The organism is Thioalkalicoccus limnaeus (genome assembly GCF_041197575.1).
Classification (GTDB): domain Bacteria; phylum Pseudomonadota; class Gammaproteobacteria; order Chromatiales; family Chromatiaceae; genus Thioalkalicoccus; species Thioalkalicoccus limnaeus.
Map to the genome: position 1 here is coordinate 151,989 of NZ_JBDKXB010000003.1, position 20,928 is coordinate 172,916.

Sequence of the window (20,928 nt, forward strand, 5' to 3'; positions counted from 1 at the left end):
CCCGCGATGCCGAAGCCCGCGTATCGGCTCGACACGAACATCGTCTCCGATCTCGTACGTCGGCCGGCCGGCTGCATCCGCGATGGCATCGCCGCCCGCGGCGATAAACGGGTCTGCACCAGCATCATCGTCGCTGCGGAGCTGCGTTTCGGCGCAGCCAAGAAGGGTTCCGAGCGATTGACGGCCCGACTCGAGACTGTGCTGGCGGCGCTCGACATTCTGCCTTTCGACGAGCCCGCGGACCGGCGTTACGGCGAGATCCGCCGCTTGCTGGAGCGCGTGGGCACGTCGATCGGCGCCAACGACCTGCTAATCGCGGCCCATGCCCTGGCCCACGGGTTGATCCTGGTCACCGCCAACGAGACCGAGTTTCGTCGGGTGCCCGGGCTCTCTCTCGAGAATTGGCTGAGCACCGGTAATAAGGCGCCTGGCGCGTCAGAAACGTAACAATGGCTGGGATTTCGCGCGATATGCATGCCCGCGCATCTAAGATGGTCGACCCCTAGGGGAAACAAGCGTCCGAACAGGCCGCGCGCGCAAACCGCAGGACAGCGAGTGAAATCGAAACGGGAAAAGAGCATGGCAGAGGAAAAACCTGGTATACGAGCCATTGCTGAGGTGGAGCGAATGGATACCCAGGCGCGTCTCCGCTACCTTAGAGAACAATGGGGCATCAATGACCTGCGTGTTCGCGGGAGGCTGGAGAAACGCCAAAAGGATCTATGGTGGTTGACGGACGTTCGGTCCGAGAGCGGCAAACGGCTGAGATACCCTTTGGCAGAACTCTATTCGAAACCGGATTTAGGAGCACCAGGTGTCTTCGTTGGCAACGAGTCGAAGGTCGCTCCCAATCTGCGCGAATCAGGCACCTATGTCATCGTCGAGGTTTCTCTTGCGCCCGAAAGCGAGCGTAGCAAATGGAAAAACCCGCTGCTGATCTGCGCCGACCCGACATCGATCGAGCCTCTCACCCGCATTGCGGGTGAGCACGTCCATCGTAATGACGACGGGAGCATCGACCTCGAGGAGACACTCTGTCGCGGTTATATCGATGCGCAGTGCGCTCAGGGACGCGATGAATTGACAAAGCTGGGAGAGGATATCGCACGACTCAAGCAGGACCATGCGGATGTTGCAACCCGGTTTCATGCGCTCCGACGCGAGCGCGAAGAGGCCGAGCTGGCGCGGGATCAAGCCCAGCGGGAGGTCGCAGACGCCGAGGCAAAATCGCGACGCCTAGCGCAAGAAATCGAGGACGGCTTTGCCGCTCGGCGGGAGCAACTCGAGAAGGATGCGCGGGATCGCGAGGCGGCGCTTAGCCGCGGTTACGAAGAGCACGAGCGGGAATTGCGGCGGGAGCTGAATGCGATCGAGCAAGAACTGGCCGCTGCGCGGAAGAAGCGGGACCGCGAGGTGGGCGAGATACGGAGCCAGACCGCTGCGTTGCGATCCTATGTCAAGTCCCAAATCGAGCCCTTGCACCGACTGGAATTGATCACCGACACGCAATGGGATGCACTCTTTCCCGACGCCGGCAACACGCCTGATCAAACCCGCGAGGAGTGGCCGGAATTCGACGGTGAAACGACCCAGGCAATCGAACACATCCAGCGCTATCTGTTTGGCCGCGGCATCGGGTACCCCTGGGACCTGCTCGCAAACTTCCACGCCCTCCTCTGCACCGGCGACCTGATCATCCTCTCCGGCCTATCCGGTTCAGGCAAGACTAATCTCGTGAAGTCCTATGCCGACGCAACCGGGAACGAGGCCAGAATCGTTCCGGTCAAGCCTAACTGGACCAGCGCGGAGGACCTGCTCGGTTTCCACAACCCGCTGCAACGGGCCTACGCCAAGACCCCGTTTATCGAGGCCCTGTTCGAGGCCAGTCGCGACCCGGAACGCCTCTATATCGTCTGCCTGGACGAGATGAACCTGGCGCGGGTCGAGTACTATTTCGTGGACTTCCTGTCACGCTTGGAGGACCGTGCGGCACCCAGCATCCCGCTCTATCCGGACGACGAGGCCGGCCACGTCCTGACCGAGCTTCGGGTGCTGATGCAAACGCTCGGCGGCATAGGGCTGAACCTGGGCTCAGCCGACCTGGAGGCCTTGCTCGGGGACGGCCGGACCATGACCCAACTGGCGGAGCGGCTCGGGCTCGGGGATGGCGAATCCTTTGCGCAGTTGCACGCCCGTGTGCGCCGCATGCTGAGCGGCGCCTTGACGGTGCCCCCTCAGCTCCAGATCCCCGCCAACGTGCGCTTCGTCGGCGCCGTCAACATGGACGACACGACGCATTACCTTTCTCCGAAGGTGCTGGACCGCGCACATGTGCTCCAGTTTCAGAGCCCATTGGATTATTGGGACCGGGTTTCCAACCAGATTGGCAAAGCGGATCGGCCAACGCATGGGATTCGCATCCCCGCTAGGGCCTTCCCTCCGCGGGGCGAGTACCCTCCGTATCAGCACGAGGATCGGCTGGTCTTGAAATTGACCGAGTACGGGCGGGACTTCCTCGCACCACTAGGCATCGAGCTTGGCATGCGTCCGCTGCGCCAGGCGATTCACTATCATGACCAACTGAAAGATCTATACGACGAAGGGGAGGGCTTGGACCTGCTCGCGCTGAACAATCTGCTCCGGCAGAAGGTCTTTCCCAGGTTCTCGTTCGATGGCAAGCAGTCAGCGCGCGGACGGGGCGAGCAGAACCGAGATGCGGTTGCGCGTCATTTTCGGGATCGCCTGGTCGAGGACCTCGCACCGCTTTCGAGCCCCGACGGGTCCTTGCTGTTCCGCGCCAGCGATGATCTGGCCGCGATGATCGAGCGTGCCAAGGAGAACGACGTCGTGTACAACTACTGGACCTGATCGGCATGGAGCCGCCTTGCGAGCTACGGATCATCCGTGTCACTTGGGCGCGGAAGGAACACCACACCGAAGTGGCGGCGGCACAGGATCCCGTCCCTCTCGATTACGACGGCGACGGCTGGGTGGCAGAGCTGCCCGCGTATCCCAAGGTGGACGGTGCCCGGTGCGGCCAGTTGGCTATAGCAGTCCCCCCGGGCACCGCTGAGCCCTGCCTGCTCAGGGCTAACGGCGAGCCCTGCGCCCTGACGTCGATCCGCGCAGCCGACGGTCGGGAGTGGTGGATCGAGAAGGGTCAATGGAGAAAGGCGGAAGGAATGGGTTACCACGACGCGCCGCTGTCCCGCCACGTCGGGGAAGCACGGCTCCAGGTGGGTGGCCACCTGATCCGGCTGCGCATCTCACCCACCGGATTCACCCCGCAGGAATTCGAAACCCTGTTGGACGAGTTTCGCAGCGGCGCCTGGCAGTTGATCCTCGATCCGATGAGCCCGACCCGCGCGACGGATCAACGCCGTGACGGAGGCATCGACCCTGCGTTTCTTGCTGCCGTCACAGCATTCATCCGCTACGCTGGAAGGGCGCTCGACCAGCCGCACCGAGAGCTGCGCGAGGTCCGCGAGCGACAGCCTGTCGAGCGTGTCCGCCCCTGCGTCGGCACCTTTCGCGAGCTGGCCGTCCGCGGTGCGCCGCGGCTGATCAGCGGACGCGGACACGCGCCAAGCTTCGATACGCCGGAAAACCGCCAGTTGTTGGCGATGTGCAGCAGGCTGAGGCGCACGCTCCGGGGGTTGTTGGCAGGCGCTGAAGGCGCAACCCGCGACTTGCTTGGCCGCTCGCAACGGGCTGACGAACGGGCGGCCCACCTCCAGGCATCGCTGGGACGAGTGCGAGTTGATGCCCGGAAACTTAACCAATTGATCGAGGAACGGGAAGGGGATATCAAGACCTATCGCCACGTAGTCGGGCAATTGATCGAGGAGGCGCCCGCCAATGCCAGACTAAGCTTTTTCAATGTCGACCAACCGAAGCTCGACGCGCAATACGGGATCGCCGGTTTCTGGTTTAACGCGCGTTCCAAAAATGGCGAGGTCGAAGGGATTCGTCTGAATTTCAACGTTGACCTGCGAACCTTGGAGTCGGTGTTCGACAAGAGGTACAGTTACAGGTTAAATGGTACCTTCAGCGTTGAGCGAAGGGGGGTCGGCACGCAAGGTCGATCCTGGAGCATTTGGCGCGTGCATTATCTGACCGAGATTTCGTCCAATAGGGAGCAACAGCTCCGAGAAGAAATTACGTACTTGGAAACACGCCGGTCGAATTTGTCGGAGAGGGATTTTTGGCTCAGTTTGAACAAGAGTGATACCGATGAGCAACTTCGTGACCTCGCCGAAGCCCGGCGTTCGGCTGAGCGCCTGCGCGCCGCAAGTGCGATCTGGGCGGGAGTCCAGGACGAATTGACGCCCCTGACGCAACAGGTTTCTGCCCTGCAAAGACGCGCGCGTGGTTTGGGCATACAGGAGTCGCGGCACACGGCCTTCACCGGCTCGATGACCTATGTGCTGAATCCGGACTATCGCGGCGCCTTGGCCTTCTATCGGCGCGCGCTGGAAGCGGCCGGATTGACGGCCTCGCAACTCGATGGGCTGCTGCGGTTGGAAGACCTGGGCATTCTCGACTTGCCGGCCGTCTACGAGCGCTGGTGTCTGCTGCGCATCGTGGCGGTGTTGCGTGAGCATTTTCGCTTGGTCCCGCCGCCTGACTTCCGGGACCGCCTGCTCGGCTGCGTCACCGATCGGGGGACTCTGTCGCTTCGTTTTTCAGGAAACGCTATCGGGCGGGACCTGCTGCTCGAATACCAACTTCGGCTGCCGAGAAAGGGCATCCCGGAGAAGCAACGCCCGAACCCGGACTTCATGCTCACGGTGCTGCCCCGCAACCGCCGGGTCGAGATCGGCGGGAATCTCCATCCGCACCTGGTGGTTGACGCCAAGTGCAAACCTTTTTCGCCGATCGAAGAAGCGGAGGCCGGCCAGAGTCTCGTCGAGGCGTTGGACGAGCTGATCGGGAAGAAGCGGTATCACGAGCCTGGGGGTCATCGGGTGTTTGTTCTGCACCCCGGCAGCGGTCCTGATGCCACGGCACGGGTAGCCGACTATTGCCATTTGGGGGGTAGTCCTCTCGTCGCAAACTCAGAAGGCCGCAAGCCGTGGGATCAAGCACCGCCGGATCACCGCTACGGCGCGGTCTTGCTGCGGCCGGGCGTCACGGATCCGCTGATTCGCCTGATCCTGATGCATGTGTATCTAGGACTCGAAGACAGCCTCGGTGCCTACACGAATCGTTCGCCGAGCTATCCGCTGATCTGCCCCGCCTGCGGGGGTGCAGAGATGACCCATGAACCGCCACCTGGCACCCTCGAAACGAAACATCCCGGACGTGCGCAATGGTGCATCGGCTGCGGCCGGATGCTGGTTTGGAATTTTAGCGGTGGCTGCGGCACCCATCTGTTCAAGCTCGGGGGATATTGGACCTTCCATGAGACCCATCCGCTGAACCCCTACGACATCCGCTGCCCCCATTGCGGCGATTACATGTCGATTCCCGAGGAGACGCCCGGCCCGGATCAAGTCGATGACCCGTGCGACTGGGGAGATCCGCCGTGGCCGTGACCCGAACCCTGTTTGTCGATGAATCCGGGGACTTCGCGAAAAGCCCGCCCTGGATCATCAGCGGTGTGCTTTTTGCCGGCAAGCCCGCAGCGGTCGAGAAGCGTCTCGCGGCAGCGCTGCAGCCGGTTCTGCGGCACTATCGAATCGGTCCGGTCGCGAACCTTCACCTGACGGCCTTGCGGCAACAGCGATCGCATTCGGAGGTGATCGAGATCGCCGGCGCCGTGCTCGATGCGGCGCGTGGGTGCGGCGTCCTGACCGGCATGCTGGTCGTCGAGAACGCCCGCGGTGAGGGACTGCGTGACAGCGAGCGGACCTATCGGCTGATGCTGCTCGATCTGCTGGCGCTCGCGGATACGATGCTGCAGGAGGATCGCGACGAGGCGCCGCTTCAGATCATCGTCGCACGTCGCCAGCGCGCCGGCACGGCGATGTCGACACGCGAGGACCTGCTCGCGGACGTGGTCGAGCGCATCGAGGACGCGGTGGAGGTCGGGCTCGCCGCGCGCGGGCTGCTGAGTCGGCTCGAAGCTCGGCATGTGCGCATTTGGCCAGCCGCCGAGTCTGCGGGCCTCGCCGTTGCCGACGTCATCGCCAATCTAACCTACAACCGGCGTCGGCCGGAGAGCGGCGCGCTGTTCCGATCACTGGTCGAGCAAGATCGGTTGCGGATGTTTGAAGGTCTGGGGGGCTATCCTGAACGGCGTGCGCGGGTCGCCGAGCGCGATGGCGACCTGGTCGTGGCTCTGGCTCGCTGGGCGCTGCTCGATTGCGGTGTGGACACCGACAGCGACGAACGTCGCCGCGATGCACTCTCCCGTCTGTGGCGACGCGTGCTCGCCAGCGGCACCACTGGCCCGATGGCGACGCTGGAGGCCGTGCTCGAGCGTCTTTGGCGCTCGCACAGGGCACCCCGGGATCATCCTCGGCTTGCCAGGGCGCTGGCGCAGATGGAGATCGGATTGCGCAATGCGGATGGCCCGCCGAAACTGCTCTATCGGCTGAACAACCTCACGCACCAGGTCGCGAACCAAATGGGCGACCTGTCCACCGCCGAGCGGGTCATGGCGGCGCAGTCGCTGCTGACCGCGGCGGTCGCAGCCGATCCGAGCCTGTTTCACCTGCTGCTGGACGCGCAGGTGTTTCGCGCCTTGACCGAAGAGCTTCGGCTCGACTTCACCGCGGCAGAGCGCCACGCTCGCGACCATCTGCGACTCACCGAGCAATACGGTGCCGTCTGGGAGCTGTTGGAGGGCGCGCCGGGACGGGTTGGCTTCGGCCGGTCGCGGCTTTGGTTGAAGGCCCGGATGACGTGGGTGAGGTCGCTGTTGCTGGTCGGGGAGCCGGTGCAACTTGCCGAGGCCGGGGCGCTATTGACCGGGATCGACCGGGAAGGACTCGCCGACGCGGATCGATGCCGCCTGCTCGGATATCGCGTTTGGTACGCGGTGCGGGAAGGGCGGGTGGCTGATGCGCTGGCGCTGGCCGGGATGCTGATCGACCGTTGCGATGATCGCTTCGCTTCCCACTACGCGGCACGGGCGGCAGCGGATGCGGCCTTGCTGAGCACGGGGGCACCCAAGGATGTGCTCGGGCACATGCTGCGCCAGCTTTGCGTCCGAGCCGAGCGCATGGCCGGTCATCCCGGTGAGCTGCTTTGGCGCGATATCGGCGTGTTGGAGCACCGCATCGCTGCCCGGCCGGGGGCTTCCCGCGACGCATTCGACCGCGCTCTGCGCATCAACGCCACCCTGCCCGAAAGCCCGATCAACTGCTGGAACCGGCTGGTCATCGAGATCCATGCCGCGGCGCTCTGTGGCTGCGCGATTTCGGAGCGCAGGTGGCCCGCGGCTGTGCTCCGCCTACAACGGCAAGCTTGCGATGCTCCGGCTGAAGGCGACCATCTGATGGGCTATCGCAAGGCCAGCCCATACTGACCGAGCCAGTCGTGTCCGAAATGCTGATCCCGAATCGAAAGTGGCTGATTTCGCGTGCTGGGGCGCAGTGCGGTACTGGGGTCAGGGTTGCGTTGTGGCGGAGTCAGGGGCTTGTCCTTGATGAAGCGTGCACGATGGCGACAGGCTCGAAACCAGCGTCAGTCTCGGCAACGAACGCAGCACGATCGATTCGCAGCGACTCAGTCTCTCGGCAGGATCCGGGCGAAGAGCTCGCGGCGGGAGATGTCGCGCTGCAGCGGGCAGTCGCGCTGGGCCTGCTCCATATTCTCGTCGCGGATGCGGATCACCTCGGCCCAGGCGTCGAAGCAGGCCTCGGCGTCGCGATACGGGGTCATGTCGAGGCACAGGGGTTGCAGCAGGTAATGGCCGAGGTCCGGGTCGTGATGGATGTGGGCGCGTTGCGGCTGATCGAGGAGGCGGATCTCGAGCGCCGGGCCGAGCACCTGGTAGGGTGCGTCGCGACGTTCCGACGCCGACCAGCCTGGCGGGATCGGGATCGGCGGCGGCTGTTGCGGGACGAAGAGCCGCGCGAGCATCCAGGGGGTCAGCAGCAGCAGGACGCGCCAGTCATCGAGCGGCCGATAGGCGCGCACCTCGATACCGAGGGCCGTGTTCAGCAGCGGATCCGAGCGTCGTAGTTCATCGAGGATGCGCCGGTGCGCCGCGATGACCGCCGCCGTCAGGCTGGCCTCGTCGAGGCGGTCGGCGGCGAGCAACTGCCAACCGGATGGGTCGCTGTCGTCACGCATCGCCGGGTCCGGGCCGGCGCAGGGCCGCGAGTTGGCCGCCCAGCTCGCGATACAGGATCAGGTCGGCGGCGTCCTGTAGGTCCGCCGCGAAGCGCGGCAGCCACAGGGCGAGATGCTGATCCCACAGATGCGCCAGCAACTGCTGCGGTGGATCGGCCAGCGGCGGTCCGGGCTCCGCGTCGGACGCGCCGGCGGCCCCCCCATTTGGGTCCTGGATCCGCGCGATCAGATAGGCGGTACATTCGAGCTGGGTGCCCAGGTAGTCCGCTGGGGCGCCGGTCGCGGTCAGTCCGGCGCGGCGATAGAGGTCGATCAGGTCGGCGCGGACCTCGCCACCCATGCGTCCCTCGCGGTACGCCGATTCGAACGGCGGGCACGGCGTTTTCGGGAAGCCGTTGACGAAGAGCCGCGTGTGTTCGCCCTGCCATCTCGCGAGGGACAGGTCCGCCAGTTCGCGCCGTGCCGGCGCGAGCCACGGGGCCGCCGGTTGCCACTCCTCCAGGATCCCGAACGATTCGGCGATCGGCTGGGCGAGCAGCGCCGCGAGCCTCTGTAGATGGTCGGGTGTCTGGCTCATCGCGGGTGCGGGATCGTTGGGGTCCGGATCGACCGGACCCCGCGCCTGATCACCAGGGATAGGCATAGACACCGGCGTACATGAAGTAGTGGCGCAACAGGTAGCCGCCGGTCAGCCCGAACACCGAGGCCGCGATGATCGGCATCCGCGTTGCCCAGCCGGTGATGACCCCCCTCAGTTCGAGGAAGAAGGGCACCAGCAGGCCGAATCCGATGAAGCCGATCAGCCAGCCGAGATCGGTCCACAGCAGTTCCCACGAGCGCATCGCCGACTCGGATCCGCGTTGCAGATAGAAGAACAACGAGGCGAGGATGACCAGCTTCGAGGCGATCAGCACCAGGTCGATGCGCTCGTAGAGACCGCGGATGACATCGTCGGCCGCGTCCCGGATGACCGTGTACATCAGCAGCAGCAGGAAGGCCATCGCGGTCGAGAAGGCCGACACTGTGAACAGCAGCGGCACGCCCGGATTCGCCCACAGGGCGACGCCCGGGAAGGATTGCAGCAGGAGCCCGGTGTAGACGGCGACGCCGACGCCATTGATGACGGCCAGCCACCCGACCAGCTTGCGATGCCGCGCGACCAGGCCGGCGATGCCCCGTACCAGGCGCTGCGCGAGCAGTTGGCGGATGACCGGTAGGCGTTGTAGGGCTGGGGTCTCGCTCACATAAGGCAGCGCGTACAGCACGCCCCAGGCCATCATCCAGATGATGAACTGGGTCCCCCAGGCGATCCAGGCCGTCGGTTGGTTGATCAGCACCAGCGGATTCAGGATGTGGATCACGGCCCGGTGGTCGAGCAGGTGCGTGAACAGCATCAGCGACCCCAGGGCCAGCAGGACCACGCCCGAGCCGGCGCCCCACAGGACCAGCTTGCGATGCGGTTTGAGATACATGTCGGTGAGGAAGGTCACCGCCAGTGTCGCGGCGCCCAAGCCTCCGAAGTACAGATAGATCGCGATCCACCAGGTCCAGATGCCCTGCGTCGCGTAGGTCATGGTGACGTCCATCTCAGCCCCTCCACCTCAGGTCGTCGATGTAATAGACGCTCGGACGCGTGCCGATATGGGGCAACAGCGGCCGGGCCACCCCGCTGGCCACCATGCGTGCGACCGGATCGCGTGGCTCGTCGAGATCACCGAACAGGCGTGCCGAACCGACGCAGGTCTCGACGCAGGCCGGCTCCTGGCCCTTGGCGACACGGTGGTCGCAGAACGAGCACTTGTCGACGCTCGGACGACGTCGTCGGTAGTCGGAGCCGTAGAAATCCCGGCCGCGGCGGACATCCGCATAGGTCACGTCGACGCGCGCGTGGTAGGGACAGGCCATCGCGCAGGCGCGACAGCCCATGCACAGGTTCTGATCGACCTTGACGATCCCATTCGGTTGCTTGGTCGTCGCGCCGGTCGGACAGACCGTCATGCAGGGCGGGTTGTCGCAGTGGTTGCACAGGCGCGGGAAGAAACGCCGGTGCGTGTCTTCGCCGAAGCCGATCTCGTTGTCGTGGACATAGGTCCGCCATTTGTGTTCGTCCCAGACCGGGGTCTGGTTCTCCAACGCACAGGCCGCCATGCAGGCATTGCAGCCGACGCAGGTGTTGAGGTCGATCACCATCGCGTAATGGGTCATGTTCGCTGCTCCCGCCTAGGCCTTGGCGACTTTGATCGTAAATTCCTGGGATCGGAACCCGGCCACCACCGGCTCGACCTGATAAGGAATCAGGCGACTGGTTGCGGTGCCCTCGCCGTGCGTGCGCGACAGGGCCTTGTTCTCGACGCCGAACGACGAATAGATGAACAGGGCATCGCGGTGCACGAGGCGGGTCACGTAGGCGCGGCCATCGGTGCGCTGCCCCGATTTGGTGTTGGTCAGCCAGATGCGGTCCCCGTGTTCGATGCCGAGCCGCTCGGCCCGCTCCGGATGGATCCAGACGCCCTTGTAGATCTCGTCCTTGAACTGGTTGATCGCCCAGAGCACCGGGTTGTTGCTGTTCGTCGAACCATGCGATACGGTCGGCGATTTGCCATAGGTGAAGTAGAACTCGTCGGGCGGCAATGGATCGCTCATCGTCAGGCCGACGCGGCACTCGGCCGGGATGTAGGTAGCGAGCACGTTGAAGTTCGGTTCCGCGTGGCCGGCGTCGCGCAGCGAGCGCAGCAGGCCGCTGTAGAACTCGAGTCGTCCCGAGGGTGTCGGCACCGGCATCAGGCGCGGCATGCTCCAGTGCGATAGCACCTCGTGCTTGTCCTCTTCCAGATAGATGCCACGCTCGCGCAGGACCATGTCGAGGCGTTGCGGCGTGGTGCCGATGCGCGCCGCGGTCTGGTTGATCGACACCTCGCGGCACGCGGCCGTGAAGGCCCCGCGCTCGTGGGTTTCGCGGGTCCTGGCATGGACGGCCTTGACCGGTCCCGCCTCGAGGCCGGTCAGCATCTCGACCCAGTCGAGGAACTTGTCGGTATTGCCGCTGATGATCTCGGTCAACCGCAGCAGGATGTCGGCGATCTCCTCGGTGTCATAGAGCGGATCGATCGCGGCATAACGGGTCGTCACGGCCAGATCGTGGTTGACACCATTGCCGTAGACGGTCGGCTCGCTGCGTTCGAGGTAGGTGCTGTTCGGCAGGATCACGTCGGCGTACGGGGCCGTGTCGGATGGCAGCACATCGACGAGCACGACCAGGTCCATGTTCTCGTGACTCAGCGTCTCCTTCCAATAGGTATCCGGGTAGTAGTGGCGGACCGGATTCGCCGCGTTGATGACCAGCGCGCGCGTCAGATAGGGCTCGCCCTGCCAGAGTACCTGGCCCTCGACCGACTCGCGCAGACCGGTGTCGGTCATCACCGGCAAGGCGACGTTGAAGCGGCCAGCGGCCTTCTCCTGCGCGTTCCAGGCCCAGGTCCAGCCCGGCCGGCCATGCGAGAAGTTGTCGCCATTGGAAACGGCGTCGATGACCATCTTGGCGAAGTGCATCCCGGCCAGATCGGCCATCGGCGCGGCGATCTCCTTGCCTTTTTCGTAGGCCTGATACATGTGCGCGGCCTTGTGATGGACCTCGCCGGAGTTGATCCAGCCGCCGATCGAATCGATGCCGCCGGTCAGGGTCTGGACCATCGCCTGGACGCGGCGCAGCATCAGCACGTTGCCGAAGCGTGCCCCATGCCAGCCCGGATCGACGATCGCCGGGCGTGTCGTGCCGAATTCGCGCGCGATGCGGGCGATGGTCTCGGCCGGGACGCCGGTGATCTCGGCCGCCCACTCGGGCGTGCACTCGGCGATCTCGTCCAATTGCGCCTGAAAGACCGTCGCCACCGGGCGGCCGTCGACCGTCAACCCTTGCGGCGCCCGGAGCGCCGGCACGATCGTCTGTCCGGCGATATCGCGTCGGTTGTCGTGATGGAAGGCCGGGAGCGCATGCAGATCGTTGGTGCCGTCGGCGACCACCATCGGCCGGCCTTCGTCGTCGGTGACGAGGCGCCACTCGCCTTGCTCGTCGCGGGTCAGGAGGAACGGCAGGTTCGTATGGCGCTCGACGAATTGCGCATCGTAGAGGTTGTCGGTCATCAGGGTCCGCAGGAGCGCCAGCATGAAGGCCAGATCGGTCCCTGGGCGGATGCGGATCCATTCATCGGCCTTCGCGGCCGTCTCGGAACAGCGCGGATCGAGCGCGACGACCTTGGCGCCGTTCTTGCGCCCCTGCGCGAACCGCACCATACGACAGGTCGACACGCCGCCGATCGACGCATTGTTGGCGACGAAGAGGATGTACTTGGCGTTGTCGAAGTCGGGCAGGATCTCGTCGTGGATATTGAAATTCCCGGTCACCAGGTCGGTGCCCAGGTGGCCGGTCGTGACGCAATGCTGCATCGGCGAGGCGATGATGTTCGGGACCTCGTTGGCCATCGCGAAGGGCACCGCCCAGTTCATGTAGAAGACGCAGGAGGTCCAGCCGCCGACCATGGTCCATTCCCACGGCTTGATCTCGCGCTCCTGGGTCTTTTTCGCGATGTAGTCCCAGGCCTCTTCCCAGGTCGCGGCGCGGAAGGCGTATTCGCCGCGCCGGCTGCCCTCGACGCGGATCAACGGCGTCTTGATGCGGTCGTTATCGTAGGTCTGGCGCAGGCCCGCCTGACCCCGCGCGCACAGTTTGCCGCGATTGAGTGTCGAATGTGGGTTGCCATCGACCTTGACGATGCGTTTGTCGCCGTTGCGGTTGTGGGTCGTGACCTTCAGGTTGCACAGCGACGAACAGAAATTGCAGATGTTATAGGTCACCTCCTCGATGACCTGATCGCGGCCGACCGCCTGACCGACGAAGCCGCCAGCCGGCGACAGCAGGCTCAATCCGGCCGTGCCGTAGCCGGTGGTCTTCAGAAAGGCGCGGCGTGAGAGGCGTGGAAGGCTCCAGCCCATGGCATCCTCCTCGGGGTCGAGGTTCGACCGTTGATGGGGGCTGCTCGGGTACCGCGTCGAGCAGTCGGTGGGCCGAGAAACTACGCAAGACAGGGCCGGGCGGTCTACGCAATCCTTAGGATTGGTTGACTTGCATCAAAACCCGATCAATTTCCTGGTATCTTTGTAAGTTACTGATCGCGGTGGTATCTGGCAGGCTGAGTGGCGCAGGCTCCGGTTCCGCCCGGCTCAGGCCTTACACTTTTGGGTCTCGGCGCTGGGTCGCCGCGAAACTCACCCGCCGCGTGCATAGCCCGCCGCTAATCCTGTGCCCACCGCCTGCCGCACATCCCGCACCGATCTTATGTGGCACAATGAAGCCGACGACGTGCCCGGCGTCGCCTGACCGGGGAGACCTCGGGGTCCGGGTCCACTCCTGATCTTCGTGCGGATCCTCGCACTCAGCCGGGCACGCCGGCCGTGTCGTCCGCCCGTTGACGAACCCAAGGAGCACCTCTTCATGGCCGGTCATTACTTCCTCGCGGGCTCACTGGTCGTCCTGGTCACGCTTCTGCTGGTCTTCGGTGTGTCGGATATCGGCGACGAGGATGCGCTGGCGCGCTATCAACAGGGTGTTCCGTTGCGCGTCGGCTACGCGCTCGAACCACCCTTTGCGATGATCGATGACGAAGGCCGAGTCACCGGCGAGGCACCCGAGGTGCTGCGCCACCTTCTGAGGGAGCTCGGCGATGGCCCGGTCGTGTGGATCCATGTCCCGTTCGCCGACCTGATCCACGAATTGGAGAGCGGGCGCATCGATATCATCGCGTCGGGTTTTTTCGTGACGCCGGAACGCGCCGAGCGGGTCCTGTTCACGCAACCGAAGGCGTGGCTGAAACCAGGGCTCCTGGTGTCCGGCGACAATCCACTCGGATTGTTCACCCTGCATGACATCGCGGCGCAGCCGTCGGCGCGGCTCGCCGTACTCGCGGGGGCCGTCGAATACGATGCGGCCTTGCGTGCCGGAATTCCGACGAATCGGATCCTGTCTCTTCCGGATGTGTCCAGTGCCATCGCGGCCCTTCTGACCGGCCGCGTGGACAGCCTAGCCCTCTCGGTCCTGTCTTTGGAGCGAGCGACCGAGGCTCTCGGCAGCGCCGTCCAGATCATCGCGCTGGAGCGAGGGGCCGGCATCGACGCGGAGCTTCCGCTCGGGCAACCGGCCTTCGCCGTACGCCATGCCGATCGGCGTCTACGCGATGCGCTGGACCAAGCCCTGGCCGACCTCGTCGGCACCGACGAGCATCTGGCACTGGTTCAGCCTTTCGGCTTCACCAAGCCCAACCTGATACCACCATCTGGAGATCAGCGACGATGAAGGACCGGTTCGCCCATTCGTTGGGCCTGGCGGCCGTACTGGTCCCATTGACGCTGTTCGTCACGGCGACGATCGGCCTCATGGCTCATTCCCACTTCGGTTGGGATCGGACGCTGCGCGAGGGCACCGTCCTCCTCGATCGGCTGGCCCAGTCGCGTCGCTTCGTGTTGACGGCGGAGCTCTATGCCGAGCAGATGCTCGCCGGCGTCCCGGCCGCCGAGGCCGATCGCGTCATCGCGACGCTGGAGCGTGCCCTGAGCGCCAGCCGCGACCTGACAGAGGGTCACGGACAACTCGCCGGTTTCGTCGCTGAGGTCCGTTTGACGCCTGATCTACGGTCGAAGGCCGAGGCCTTCGAGCAGGCGCTGATGGCGGTCGGCGCAGCCTTGCGCGCGCGCCTGGCTGACCCGGACCGCTACCAGGCGCACGATCTCTCGCCGTATCGACAGCGATTGGACCAGGCCGCGGCGGCGCTCGAGCGCGACGTCCTGGGCGCGTTGAAGGACCGTAGGGCCACCCAACATCGCGAGGACGCGCGTAACATCCTGCTCGTCGGCCTGCTGACGCTGTTGCTCTACGGGCTTCTTTATCAGGCCCACCGGCGACGGGATCGGTCCTTCGTGGCGTTGGTCGCCAGCGAGACGCGCCTGCGTGGTCTGATGCGCCTCCACGCCTTTTTGAGCGAGATCAATCAGGCGATCGTGATGTCGCGCTCGCGCGACGATCTATTCAGGCGGGTCTGCGAGGTCTGCGTTGGCCCCGGCGGTTTCGACCTCGCTTGGATCACGCCGCGGGTTGGAGAGGACGCCATTGGACCACCGGTGGCGGCGTCCCCCGCGCACGCGGGTCGGTGGTCGAAGTCGCCCCTCGATCTGGCCGAGGTGCCGCCGGCGTGGCGTAAGGCGTGGGCAGCGGGCGAGGTCGCTCGGGTGCCTGATCTCGGTGCCGTGGCGCCTTTGCCTGGTTGGGCGCGTGATCTGGTGGATCGCGGTCTTCGCGGGTACGCGGCGATCCCCCTGGTGGGACGGGATGGCTGGCGAGGCGTGCTGCATCTGGCCGCGGCCTCGTGGGTCGTCGACGAGCGCGAGGAACGGCGCCAACTGAGCGCGATCGGCGCCAATCTTTCCTATGCGGTGACCCAGTTCGAGCTCGACCTGGAGCGGAAGGTTCAGGCCGAGCGGATCGCCTTGCTCGCTGCGGCCCTCGAAAGCACGCGGGACGCGGTCCTGATCACGGACCGCGGTCACACGATCGTCTCGGCCAATCGTGCCTTCGAGCACCTGTCCGGTCGTCGCGAGGGCGAGATCGTCGGCCGCAGGCCGGATCTGTGGAGCTCCGAGATCCAGGATGATCGTCTCTGCCGCGCGCTTCAAGCGGAGCTGACGCGCACCGGCTCTTGGCAGGGCGAGATAGCGAGTCGCAGGGGCGATGGTGGGAACCTGTCGCTCTTCGTGACGATCGACACCGTGCATGGATCGGAAGGGGCGACCGGTCACTATGTCTGGGTCATCACGGATCTGACGGAACTGAAGTCCGCGACCGACCGTATCGCGAGCTTGACCCATTTCGACCCCTTGACCGACTTGCCGAATCGCGCATTGATCCGTTCCCGGCTCGAGCACGCGCTCGTTCAAGCCCAGCGGGATCGTCGGCGGCGCGCGATCCTGTTGGCCGATCTCGATCATTTCAAGATGATCAACGACGGGCTTGGGCCGGCTGCCGGTGATGAGCTGCTGGTGGCCGTCGCGCGCCGCCTGCAGGGCCAGTTGCGAAGCCACGACACCTTGGGCCGCCAGGGGGGCGACGAGTTCGTCGTCCTGCTCGAGGAGGTCGCCACCGGCGAGGAGCCGGGCCAGGCCGCCGCCCGGTTGATCGCGGCGCTGGCCAGCCCTTTCACGCTGTCGACCGGCGCGGAGGTCTTCGTCCAGGCGAGCATCGGAATCGCCCTGTTCCCGGATGACAGCCAGGATGCGGCTGAGCTGTTTCGCTATGCCGAAGCCGCGATGCACGAGGCCAAGAGGTCGGGGCGTGGCACGCACCGCTACTATTCCCACGCCTTCACGCTGGCCGCGAGTAGCCGGCTTTCGTTGGAAGGCCGCTTGCGGCGAGCCCTGAAACACGAGCAGTTCGAGGTGCACTACCAGCCTCTCGTCAACCTCGCCGACAACCGCGTGCTGGGCGCCGAGGCGCTGGTGCGCCTGAGAGCGAATGGCGAAACGGTGGTCGGTCCCGGAGACTTCATCCCGATCATGGAGGAGACCGGATTGATCATGCCCCTCGGCGATTGGGTGCAACGCACCGTCTGTAGTCAGGGTCGGCAATGGCTCGATGACGGTCACCTGCTCGGGGTACTGGCCGTCAACCTGTCCGCGACCGAGGTCCGCAGCGGCCGCGTCGCCGCTCAGGTGCGCCGAACGCTCGATGAGACCGGCTTCCCGCCGTCCCACCTGGAGCTCGAGGTGACCGAGTCCGGCCTGATCATGCGCGGCGATGAGGCCGAGCGGCTCCTGCTCGCGTTGAAGGACTTGGGGCTCAATCTGTCGATCGACGACTTCGGGACCGGCTATTCGTCGTTGGCCTATCTGAAACGCTTCCCGATCGACAAGTTGAAGATCGACCGCAGTTTCATCAAGGATATCCCGGACGATCGCAGCAGCGTCCAATTGGCGGCGACCATCATCGCGATGGCTCAGAACCTCGGCCTGCACGTTCTGGCCGAAGGCGTCGAGAGCGAGGCCCAGCGTGCCTTCCTCGGCGCGCGTGGGTGCGGCGCCTATCAGGGGTTCCTGTTCAGCCGGCCGGTCCCGGCCGACGAGTTCGTGCTGCGCTTCCTCGCACCCCTGAAGGGCGCGGCGGCGGGTGCCGATCCGGGTAGTCCACGGGGGGCCTGACCGGAGAGGTCCACCGCCTCATCGGTCGGCCCCGTTTCCGGTCGGTCACCGGGCGCGGAGCACGGGCGTTTTCGAGGCACGCGGGCGCCCGATATGGGATCATGGGCGCCTCGCTGCGCGTTGGGCTCGGTGCGGCGAGGTCGTTGCCGCGGCCCGGTCGCGGGGCCTTCATTGGGGGATGACCATGTCGCCGCCAGCGGTTCAGCAAAGGTTCGATTTTTCCAATCCTCAGGGAGAGCGGTTGGCCGGTTTGCTCGAACGCCCGGCCCGGCCTCGGGCCTTTGCGCTGTTCGCGCATTGCTTCACCTGTTCTAAGACGATCGGGGCCGCGACCCGGATCGCGCGGGTGCTCGCGGCGCGCGATATCGCGGTGCTGCGGTTCGATTTCACGGGTCTTGGCAACAGCGAAGGGGATTTCGAGAACACGAACTTCTCGTCGAATGTCGCCGATTTGGTCGCCGCGGCCGACCATCTGCGCCGTGCCGGCCATCCCCCGGAGCTTCTGATCGGTCACAGCCTCGGCGGGGCCGCCGTGATCGCCGCCGCCAAATCGATCCCCGAGTGTCGTGGCGTCGTGACGATCGCGGCACCGAGCGACCCCGGCCATATCCAGCATCTGTTCCAGGACAGTCTGGCGACCATCGCCGAGGAGGGCGAGGCGATCGTGCATCTGGCCGGCCGCCATTTCACGATCACGAGTCAGTTCGTCGCGGACATCGCCGAGAAGAACCTGCGCTCCGATCTGGTACGGCTGCGCCGTCCGCTGCTCGTTTTTCATTCACCGGCCGATGCGATCGTGTCGATCGAACACGCCCGGCTTATCTTCGAGGCCGCGAGGCACCCGAAGAGTTTCGTGTCCCTGGACGAAGCCGATCATTTGATCACCAAGCCGGCCGATGCCGAATATGTCGCCGAGGTCATCGCGGCCTGGGCCAGTCGCTATGTCGCTTCCCGTCGAGAGTAGTCTTCGATGAAAAAGATTGGATTGATGCTGTTGTTGTTCTTGTCGCTTGCGTCATCGGCCGTCTGGGCCAGGATCCCAGCGACGCCTGTGATGACGCTGTACGAATTCAACGGGCCGCGCGAGATCCCCTATTACCGGATCGAGTCCTTCGCGCGCGATGGGGCGGTCAACCCGGCCGGAGCCCTGGCGCAGGGCAGTTCGGTGATCCCTTGTCTCGTGATCCGCGATGGCCGCCCGCTGACCGACGCCAGTGGCACGCCGTTCGTCGGCTTCGAGGTCGTCATCGATGCGCGCCACGCGACCGCGGCCGCGACCGAGCGATTCCGCGAGGCGGTCGCGGCGCAGCGGGGTCGGCTGGTCGCCAATCACCACTGTGGCCCCGATGCGCGCTATGTGATCGATGTCCGCAAGCTGTATGCGTTGAACAAGGCCCCGTTCTTCGCTCCGGTCGCCGGCCGCTCGGCCGGCACACCGCGGGCCACCGCGGGCACCGAGTTGGACCAGATCGTGCGCACCTTCCATCATTCACCGCACTGCGATCGCGCCAATCACGAGCTGATGGGGCGTCGTCAAGCCCTCGAGCGGGCCTGGGACGCGTTCATCGCCGAGCACCGCAGCCGTTGGGCGCAGGAGACCTTGGCTCGTGCCAAGCACCTCGACTACGCGATGCGCACCGCGATCTTCGAGGGTCATCTCGACCGCGGCTGCAGTGCCTATGGTGCCTGCGAACGCAATGTCATCGTGCTGTCGATCCGCAACCGTGCGCGCGGCCAGTGCTTGTCGCGTCAAGGCTGCCGTTTTCCTGGCGATTTCCAGGGCGCCTCCTCGTCGGTCAGCCAGTACAACATCTGGGACGAGTTCCTGACCCAGGTCTCCGGTTTGACGGCCTGCTTCTTGCGCGAGGACTTGAGTGCCGGTAGTGACGCCCGCGCCGGCTACTACCGGAGGTTACAGGCCATCTATGGCCAGAGCGTGGGTGACGCGGAGCGCATCCTCTACGGGTCGGATCAGGATCTGCGCGAGGTCTTCCCGGGCGTTCCGCTGAACGATCTGGCGAGCCTGCGCCACTACTACCATCCGCCGGCGATGGGCAAGTGTTTTCCGCACCATGACCGCGTCGAATACATGTCCGGCGCCGTCGCGCGCAAGGGGTCGGATTTCGCGCTGATCGCGAACACCCGGATCCAGGTCGGCCACAAGACCGCCGGCGGCTACCCGTTTCAGGAGTTCCTGTTCGAGCAGGTCGGCGATCGCGACCGGGTGAGTCTTCAGGATAACTACCCGGGCTTTATCGTCGACGAGCGCAAGGTTCAATTGCGCGGTTCGAGCGGCTGCGCGCCTTACGGTACCCCGAGCGGTTGCGGTTTCCGCGAGGTGGGCCGGTATCGGCGCACGCCCCCCTGGCTGACCGCCGGTCGACCGCTGACCCTGACCTGCCAGATCCGGGATCGCGGCGAGGATTGCCAGGGCGCACCGCGGGCGGCCACCGCCCAGGTGGGTGGCGTGTGCGATATCGAGATGCAGCCGGTCGCCGGGGTCCATTGATCGGGGGCGCGGCCGGAGGCGCCGGCTGCCTCGCCGGGTCTGGCTGTCGCGGCCGTGCCCGATTCGGCACTCGGTCGGACTCCGAGGGTCGAAAGAGGGGCGCAGCGGGTTCGGTTTGGCCTTTCGCCCTTTGCTCGGTGCGCGCCCGGCGGGACGACCGGACCTTTTTAACCCGCGGTTCAGACCTATAAGGGCTTCAAGGATAATTCATCACGATCGAGTTATGAATTCTGCGAAAAGAGACATCCAAACGGCAACGACCGATCAGGAGGTCGATGCCTTCCTGCGCCAGGTCGCGGCGACACCGACGCGTGGATCGAGTCGCGGCCGAGGTCGGCTGATGTTCGCGATGGATGCGACCGCCAGTCGCGAACCGACCTGGGATCAGGCCTGCCAGATCCAGGCAGCGATGTTCAACGAGACGCACGATCTCGGCGGCTTGGACGTTCAGTTGGTCTTCTACCGGGGGTTTCGTGAGTTCGAGTCCTCGCCCTGGTGTGGCGATGCCGCTGAACTGCTCGACCGTATGACCCGTGTCACCTGTGCTGGCGGGATCACGCAGATCGCCAGGGTCTTGCGTCATGCGATGGCCGAGACCGAACGCCGCCGCGTCAATGCATTGGTGTTCGTCGGCGACTGTATGGAGGAGTCGCGCGACGAGTTGGCGGGCCTGGCGGGCCAACTCGGCTTGCTCGGCATACCGGTCTTCCTGTTCCAGGAGGGGCGGGACCCGGCGGCCGAGCAGTGCTTTCGCGAGGTCGCGCGTTTGAGCGGCGGCGCATGGTGTCCGTTCGACGCCCACAGCCCCGATCTGCTGCGCGACTTGCTCAGCGCCGTGGCGGTGTTCGCCGCCGGTGGACGCAAGGCGCTCGAGGATTTTGGGCGGCGTCGCGGTGGCGCCGTGCGCCAACTGACCCACGACATCGGCAAGGGCTGAC

Annotated in this window: 14 protein-coding genes; 9 read left to right on the plus strand and 5 right to left on the minus strand. The window is 65.2% G+C overall.

What is annotated here, in order from left to right; all coding sequences use genetic code 11:
- Positions 1-6 precede the first annotated feature (6 nt).
- The 4 genes from ABC977_RS03690 (at position 7) to ABC977_RS03705 (ending at position 7,474) form a co-directional block, all read left to right on the plus strand.
- Positions 7-447 (plus strand): type II toxin-antitoxin system VapC family toxin, encoded by a 441-nt coding sequence (locus ABC977_RS03690; protein ID WP_369665887.1) that lies wholly within the window; start codon positions 7-9, stop codon positions 445-447.
- A 180-nt stretch (positions 448-627) separates the two neighbouring features.
- On the plus strand, positions 628-2,868 hold the full coding sequence (locus tag ABC977_RS03695; RefSeq protein WP_369665888.1) for an AAA family ATPase: 2,241 nt from the start codon (positions 628-630) through the stop codon (positions 2,866-2,868).
- Positions 2,869-2,873: 5 nt separating this feature from the next.
- Positions 2,874-5,537: a hypothetical protein gene (locus ABC977_RS03700; RefSeq protein WP_369665889.1), complete on the plus strand. Its 2,664-nt coding sequence runs from the start codon at positions 2,874-2,876 to the stop codon at positions 5,535-5,537.
- Positions 5,528-7,474 (plus strand): hypothetical protein, encoded by a 1,947-nt coding sequence (locus ABC977_RS03705; RefSeq protein ID WP_369665890.1) that lies wholly within the window; start codon positions 5,528-5,530, stop codon positions 7,472-7,474. The genes ABC977_RS03700 and ABC977_RS03705 overlap by 10 nt, the downstream gene beginning before the upstream one ends.
- 200 nt (positions 7,475-7,674) lie before the next feature.
- On the opposite strand, the gene hybE is transcribed toward ABC977_RS03705, so the two are convergent.
- The 5 genes from hybE to ABC977_RS03730 are packed head-to-tail and all read right to left on the minus strand — an operon-like array spanning position 7,675 to position 13,233.
- Complete coding sequence (gene hybE, locus ABC977_RS03710) at positions 7,675-8,244, minus strand: [NiFe]-hydrogenase assembly chaperone HybE (protein ID WP_369665891.1); 570 nt, start codon at positions 8,242-8,244, stop codon at positions 7,675-7,677.
- The gene (locus ABC977_RS03715) at positions 8,237-8,821 is read right to left on the minus strand and encodes a TorD/DmsD family molecular chaperone (protein ID WP_369665892.1); all 585 of its coding nucleotides are present in this window, start codon (positions 8,819-8,821) and stop codon (positions 8,237-8,239) included. Before ABC977_RS03715 ends, hybE begins: the two co-directional genes overlap by 8 nt.
- Positions 8,822-8,870: 49 nt before the next feature.
- Entirely contained in the window at positions 8,871-9,830 is a 960-nt protein-coding gene (nrfD, locus tag ABC977_RS03720) for an NrfD/PsrC family molybdoenzyme membrane anchor subunit (protein ID WP_369665893.1), read from the minus strand.
- 1 nt (position 9,831) lies between these two features.
- Positions 9,832-10,449 carry a 4Fe-4S dicluster domain-containing protein gene (locus ABC977_RS03725; RefSeq protein WP_369665894.1) on the minus strand — a complete coding sequence of 206 codons (618 nt, stop codon included), beginning with the start codon at positions 10,447-10,449 and terminating at the stop codon, positions 9,832-9,834.
- Positions 10,450-10,464: 15 nt separating this feature from the next.
- On the minus strand, positions 10,465-13,233 hold the full coding sequence (locus tag ABC977_RS03730) for a molybdopterin-dependent oxidoreductase (protein ID WP_369665895.1): 2,769 nt from the start codon (positions 13,231-13,233) through the stop codon (positions 10,465-10,467).
- Positions 13,234-13,732: 499 nt separating this feature from the next.
- Here ABC977_RS03730 and ABC977_RS03735 point away from each other — a divergent pair, with 499 nt between their 5' ends.
- From ABC977_RS03735 to ABC977_RS03755, 5 genes are all read left to right on the plus strand, one after another.
- Positions 13,733-14,590: a transporter substrate-binding domain-containing protein gene (locus ABC977_RS03735; RefSeq protein ID WP_369665896.1), complete on the plus strand. Its 858-nt coding sequence runs from the start codon at positions 13,733-13,735 to the stop codon at positions 14,588-14,590.
- On the plus strand, positions 14,587-17,481 hold the full coding sequence (locus ABC977_RS03740) for a putative bifunctional diguanylate cyclase/phosphodiesterase (RefSeq protein WP_369665897.1): 2,895 nt from the start codon (positions 14,587-14,589) through the stop codon (positions 17,479-17,481). The genes ABC977_RS03735 and ABC977_RS03740 overlap by 4 nt, the downstream gene beginning before the upstream one ends.
- 241 nt (positions 17,482-17,722) lie before the next feature.
- Complete coding sequence (locus ABC977_RS03745) at positions 17,723-18,445, plus strand: alpha/beta hydrolase family protein (RefSeq protein ID WP_369665898.1); 723 nt, start codon at positions 17,723-17,725, stop codon at positions 18,443-18,445.
- A 6-nt stretch (positions 18,446-18,451) separates the two neighbouring features.
- Complete coding sequence (locus tag ABC977_RS03750) at positions 18,452-19,990, plus strand: hypothetical protein (protein WP_369665899.1); 1,539 nt, start codon at positions 18,452-18,454, stop codon at positions 19,988-19,990.
- Positions 19,991-20,213: 223 nt separating this feature from the next.
- Complete coding sequence (locus tag ABC977_RS03755) at positions 20,214-20,927, plus strand: VWA domain-containing protein (RefSeq protein ID WP_369665900.1); 714 nt, start codon at positions 20,214-20,216, stop codon at positions 20,925-20,927.
- The last annotated feature ends 1 nt before the right edge of the window (position 20,928 follow it).

Coding starts and splice junctions, on each gene's coding strand:
- ABC977_RS03715 (WP_369665892.1), bottom strand. CDS start 8,821: ATGAGCCAGACACCCGACCATCTACAGAGGCTCGCGGCGCTGCTCGCC.
- ABC977_RS03725 (WP_369665894.1), bottom strand. CDS start 10,449: ATGACCCATTACGCGATGGTGATCGACCTCAACACCTGCGTCGGCTGC.
- ABC977_RS03750 (WP_369665899.1), top strand. CDS start 18,452: ATGAAAAAGATTGGATTGATGCTGTTGTTGTTCTTGTCGCTTGCGTCA.
- ABC977_RS03690 (WP_369665887.1), top strand. CDS start 7: ATGCCGAAGCCCGCGTATCGGCTCGACACGAACATCGTCTCCGATCTC.
- ABC977_RS03755 (WP_369665900.1), top strand. CDS start 20,214: ATGAATTCTGCGAAAAGAGACATCCAAACGGCAACGACCGATCAGGAG.
- nrfD (WP_369665893.1), bottom strand. CDS start 9,830: ATGGACGTCACCATGACCTACGCGACGCAGGGCATCTGGACCTGGTGG.
- ABC977_RS03695 (WP_369665888.1), top strand. CDS start 628: ATGGATACCCAGGCGCGTCTCCGCTACCTTAGAGAACAATGGGGCATC.
- ABC977_RS03740 (WP_369665897.1), top strand. CDS start 14,587: ATGAAGGACCGGTTCGCCCATTCGTTGGGCCTGGCGGCCGTACTGGTC.
- ABC977_RS03730 (WP_369665895.1), bottom strand. CDS start 13,233: ATGGGCTGGAGCCTTCCACGCCTCTCACGCCGCGCCTTTCTGAAGACC.
- ABC977_RS03735 (WP_369665896.1), top strand. CDS start 13,733: ATGGCCGGTCATTACTTCCTCGCGGGCTCACTGGTCGTCCTGGTCACG.
- ABC977_RS03700 (WP_369665889.1), top strand. CDS start 2,874: ATGGAGCCGCCTTGCGAGCTACGGATCATCCGTGTCACTTGGGCGCGG.
- hybE (WP_369665891.1), bottom strand. CDS start 8,244: ATGCGTGACGACAGCGACCCATCCGGTTGGCAGTTGCTCGCCGCCGAC.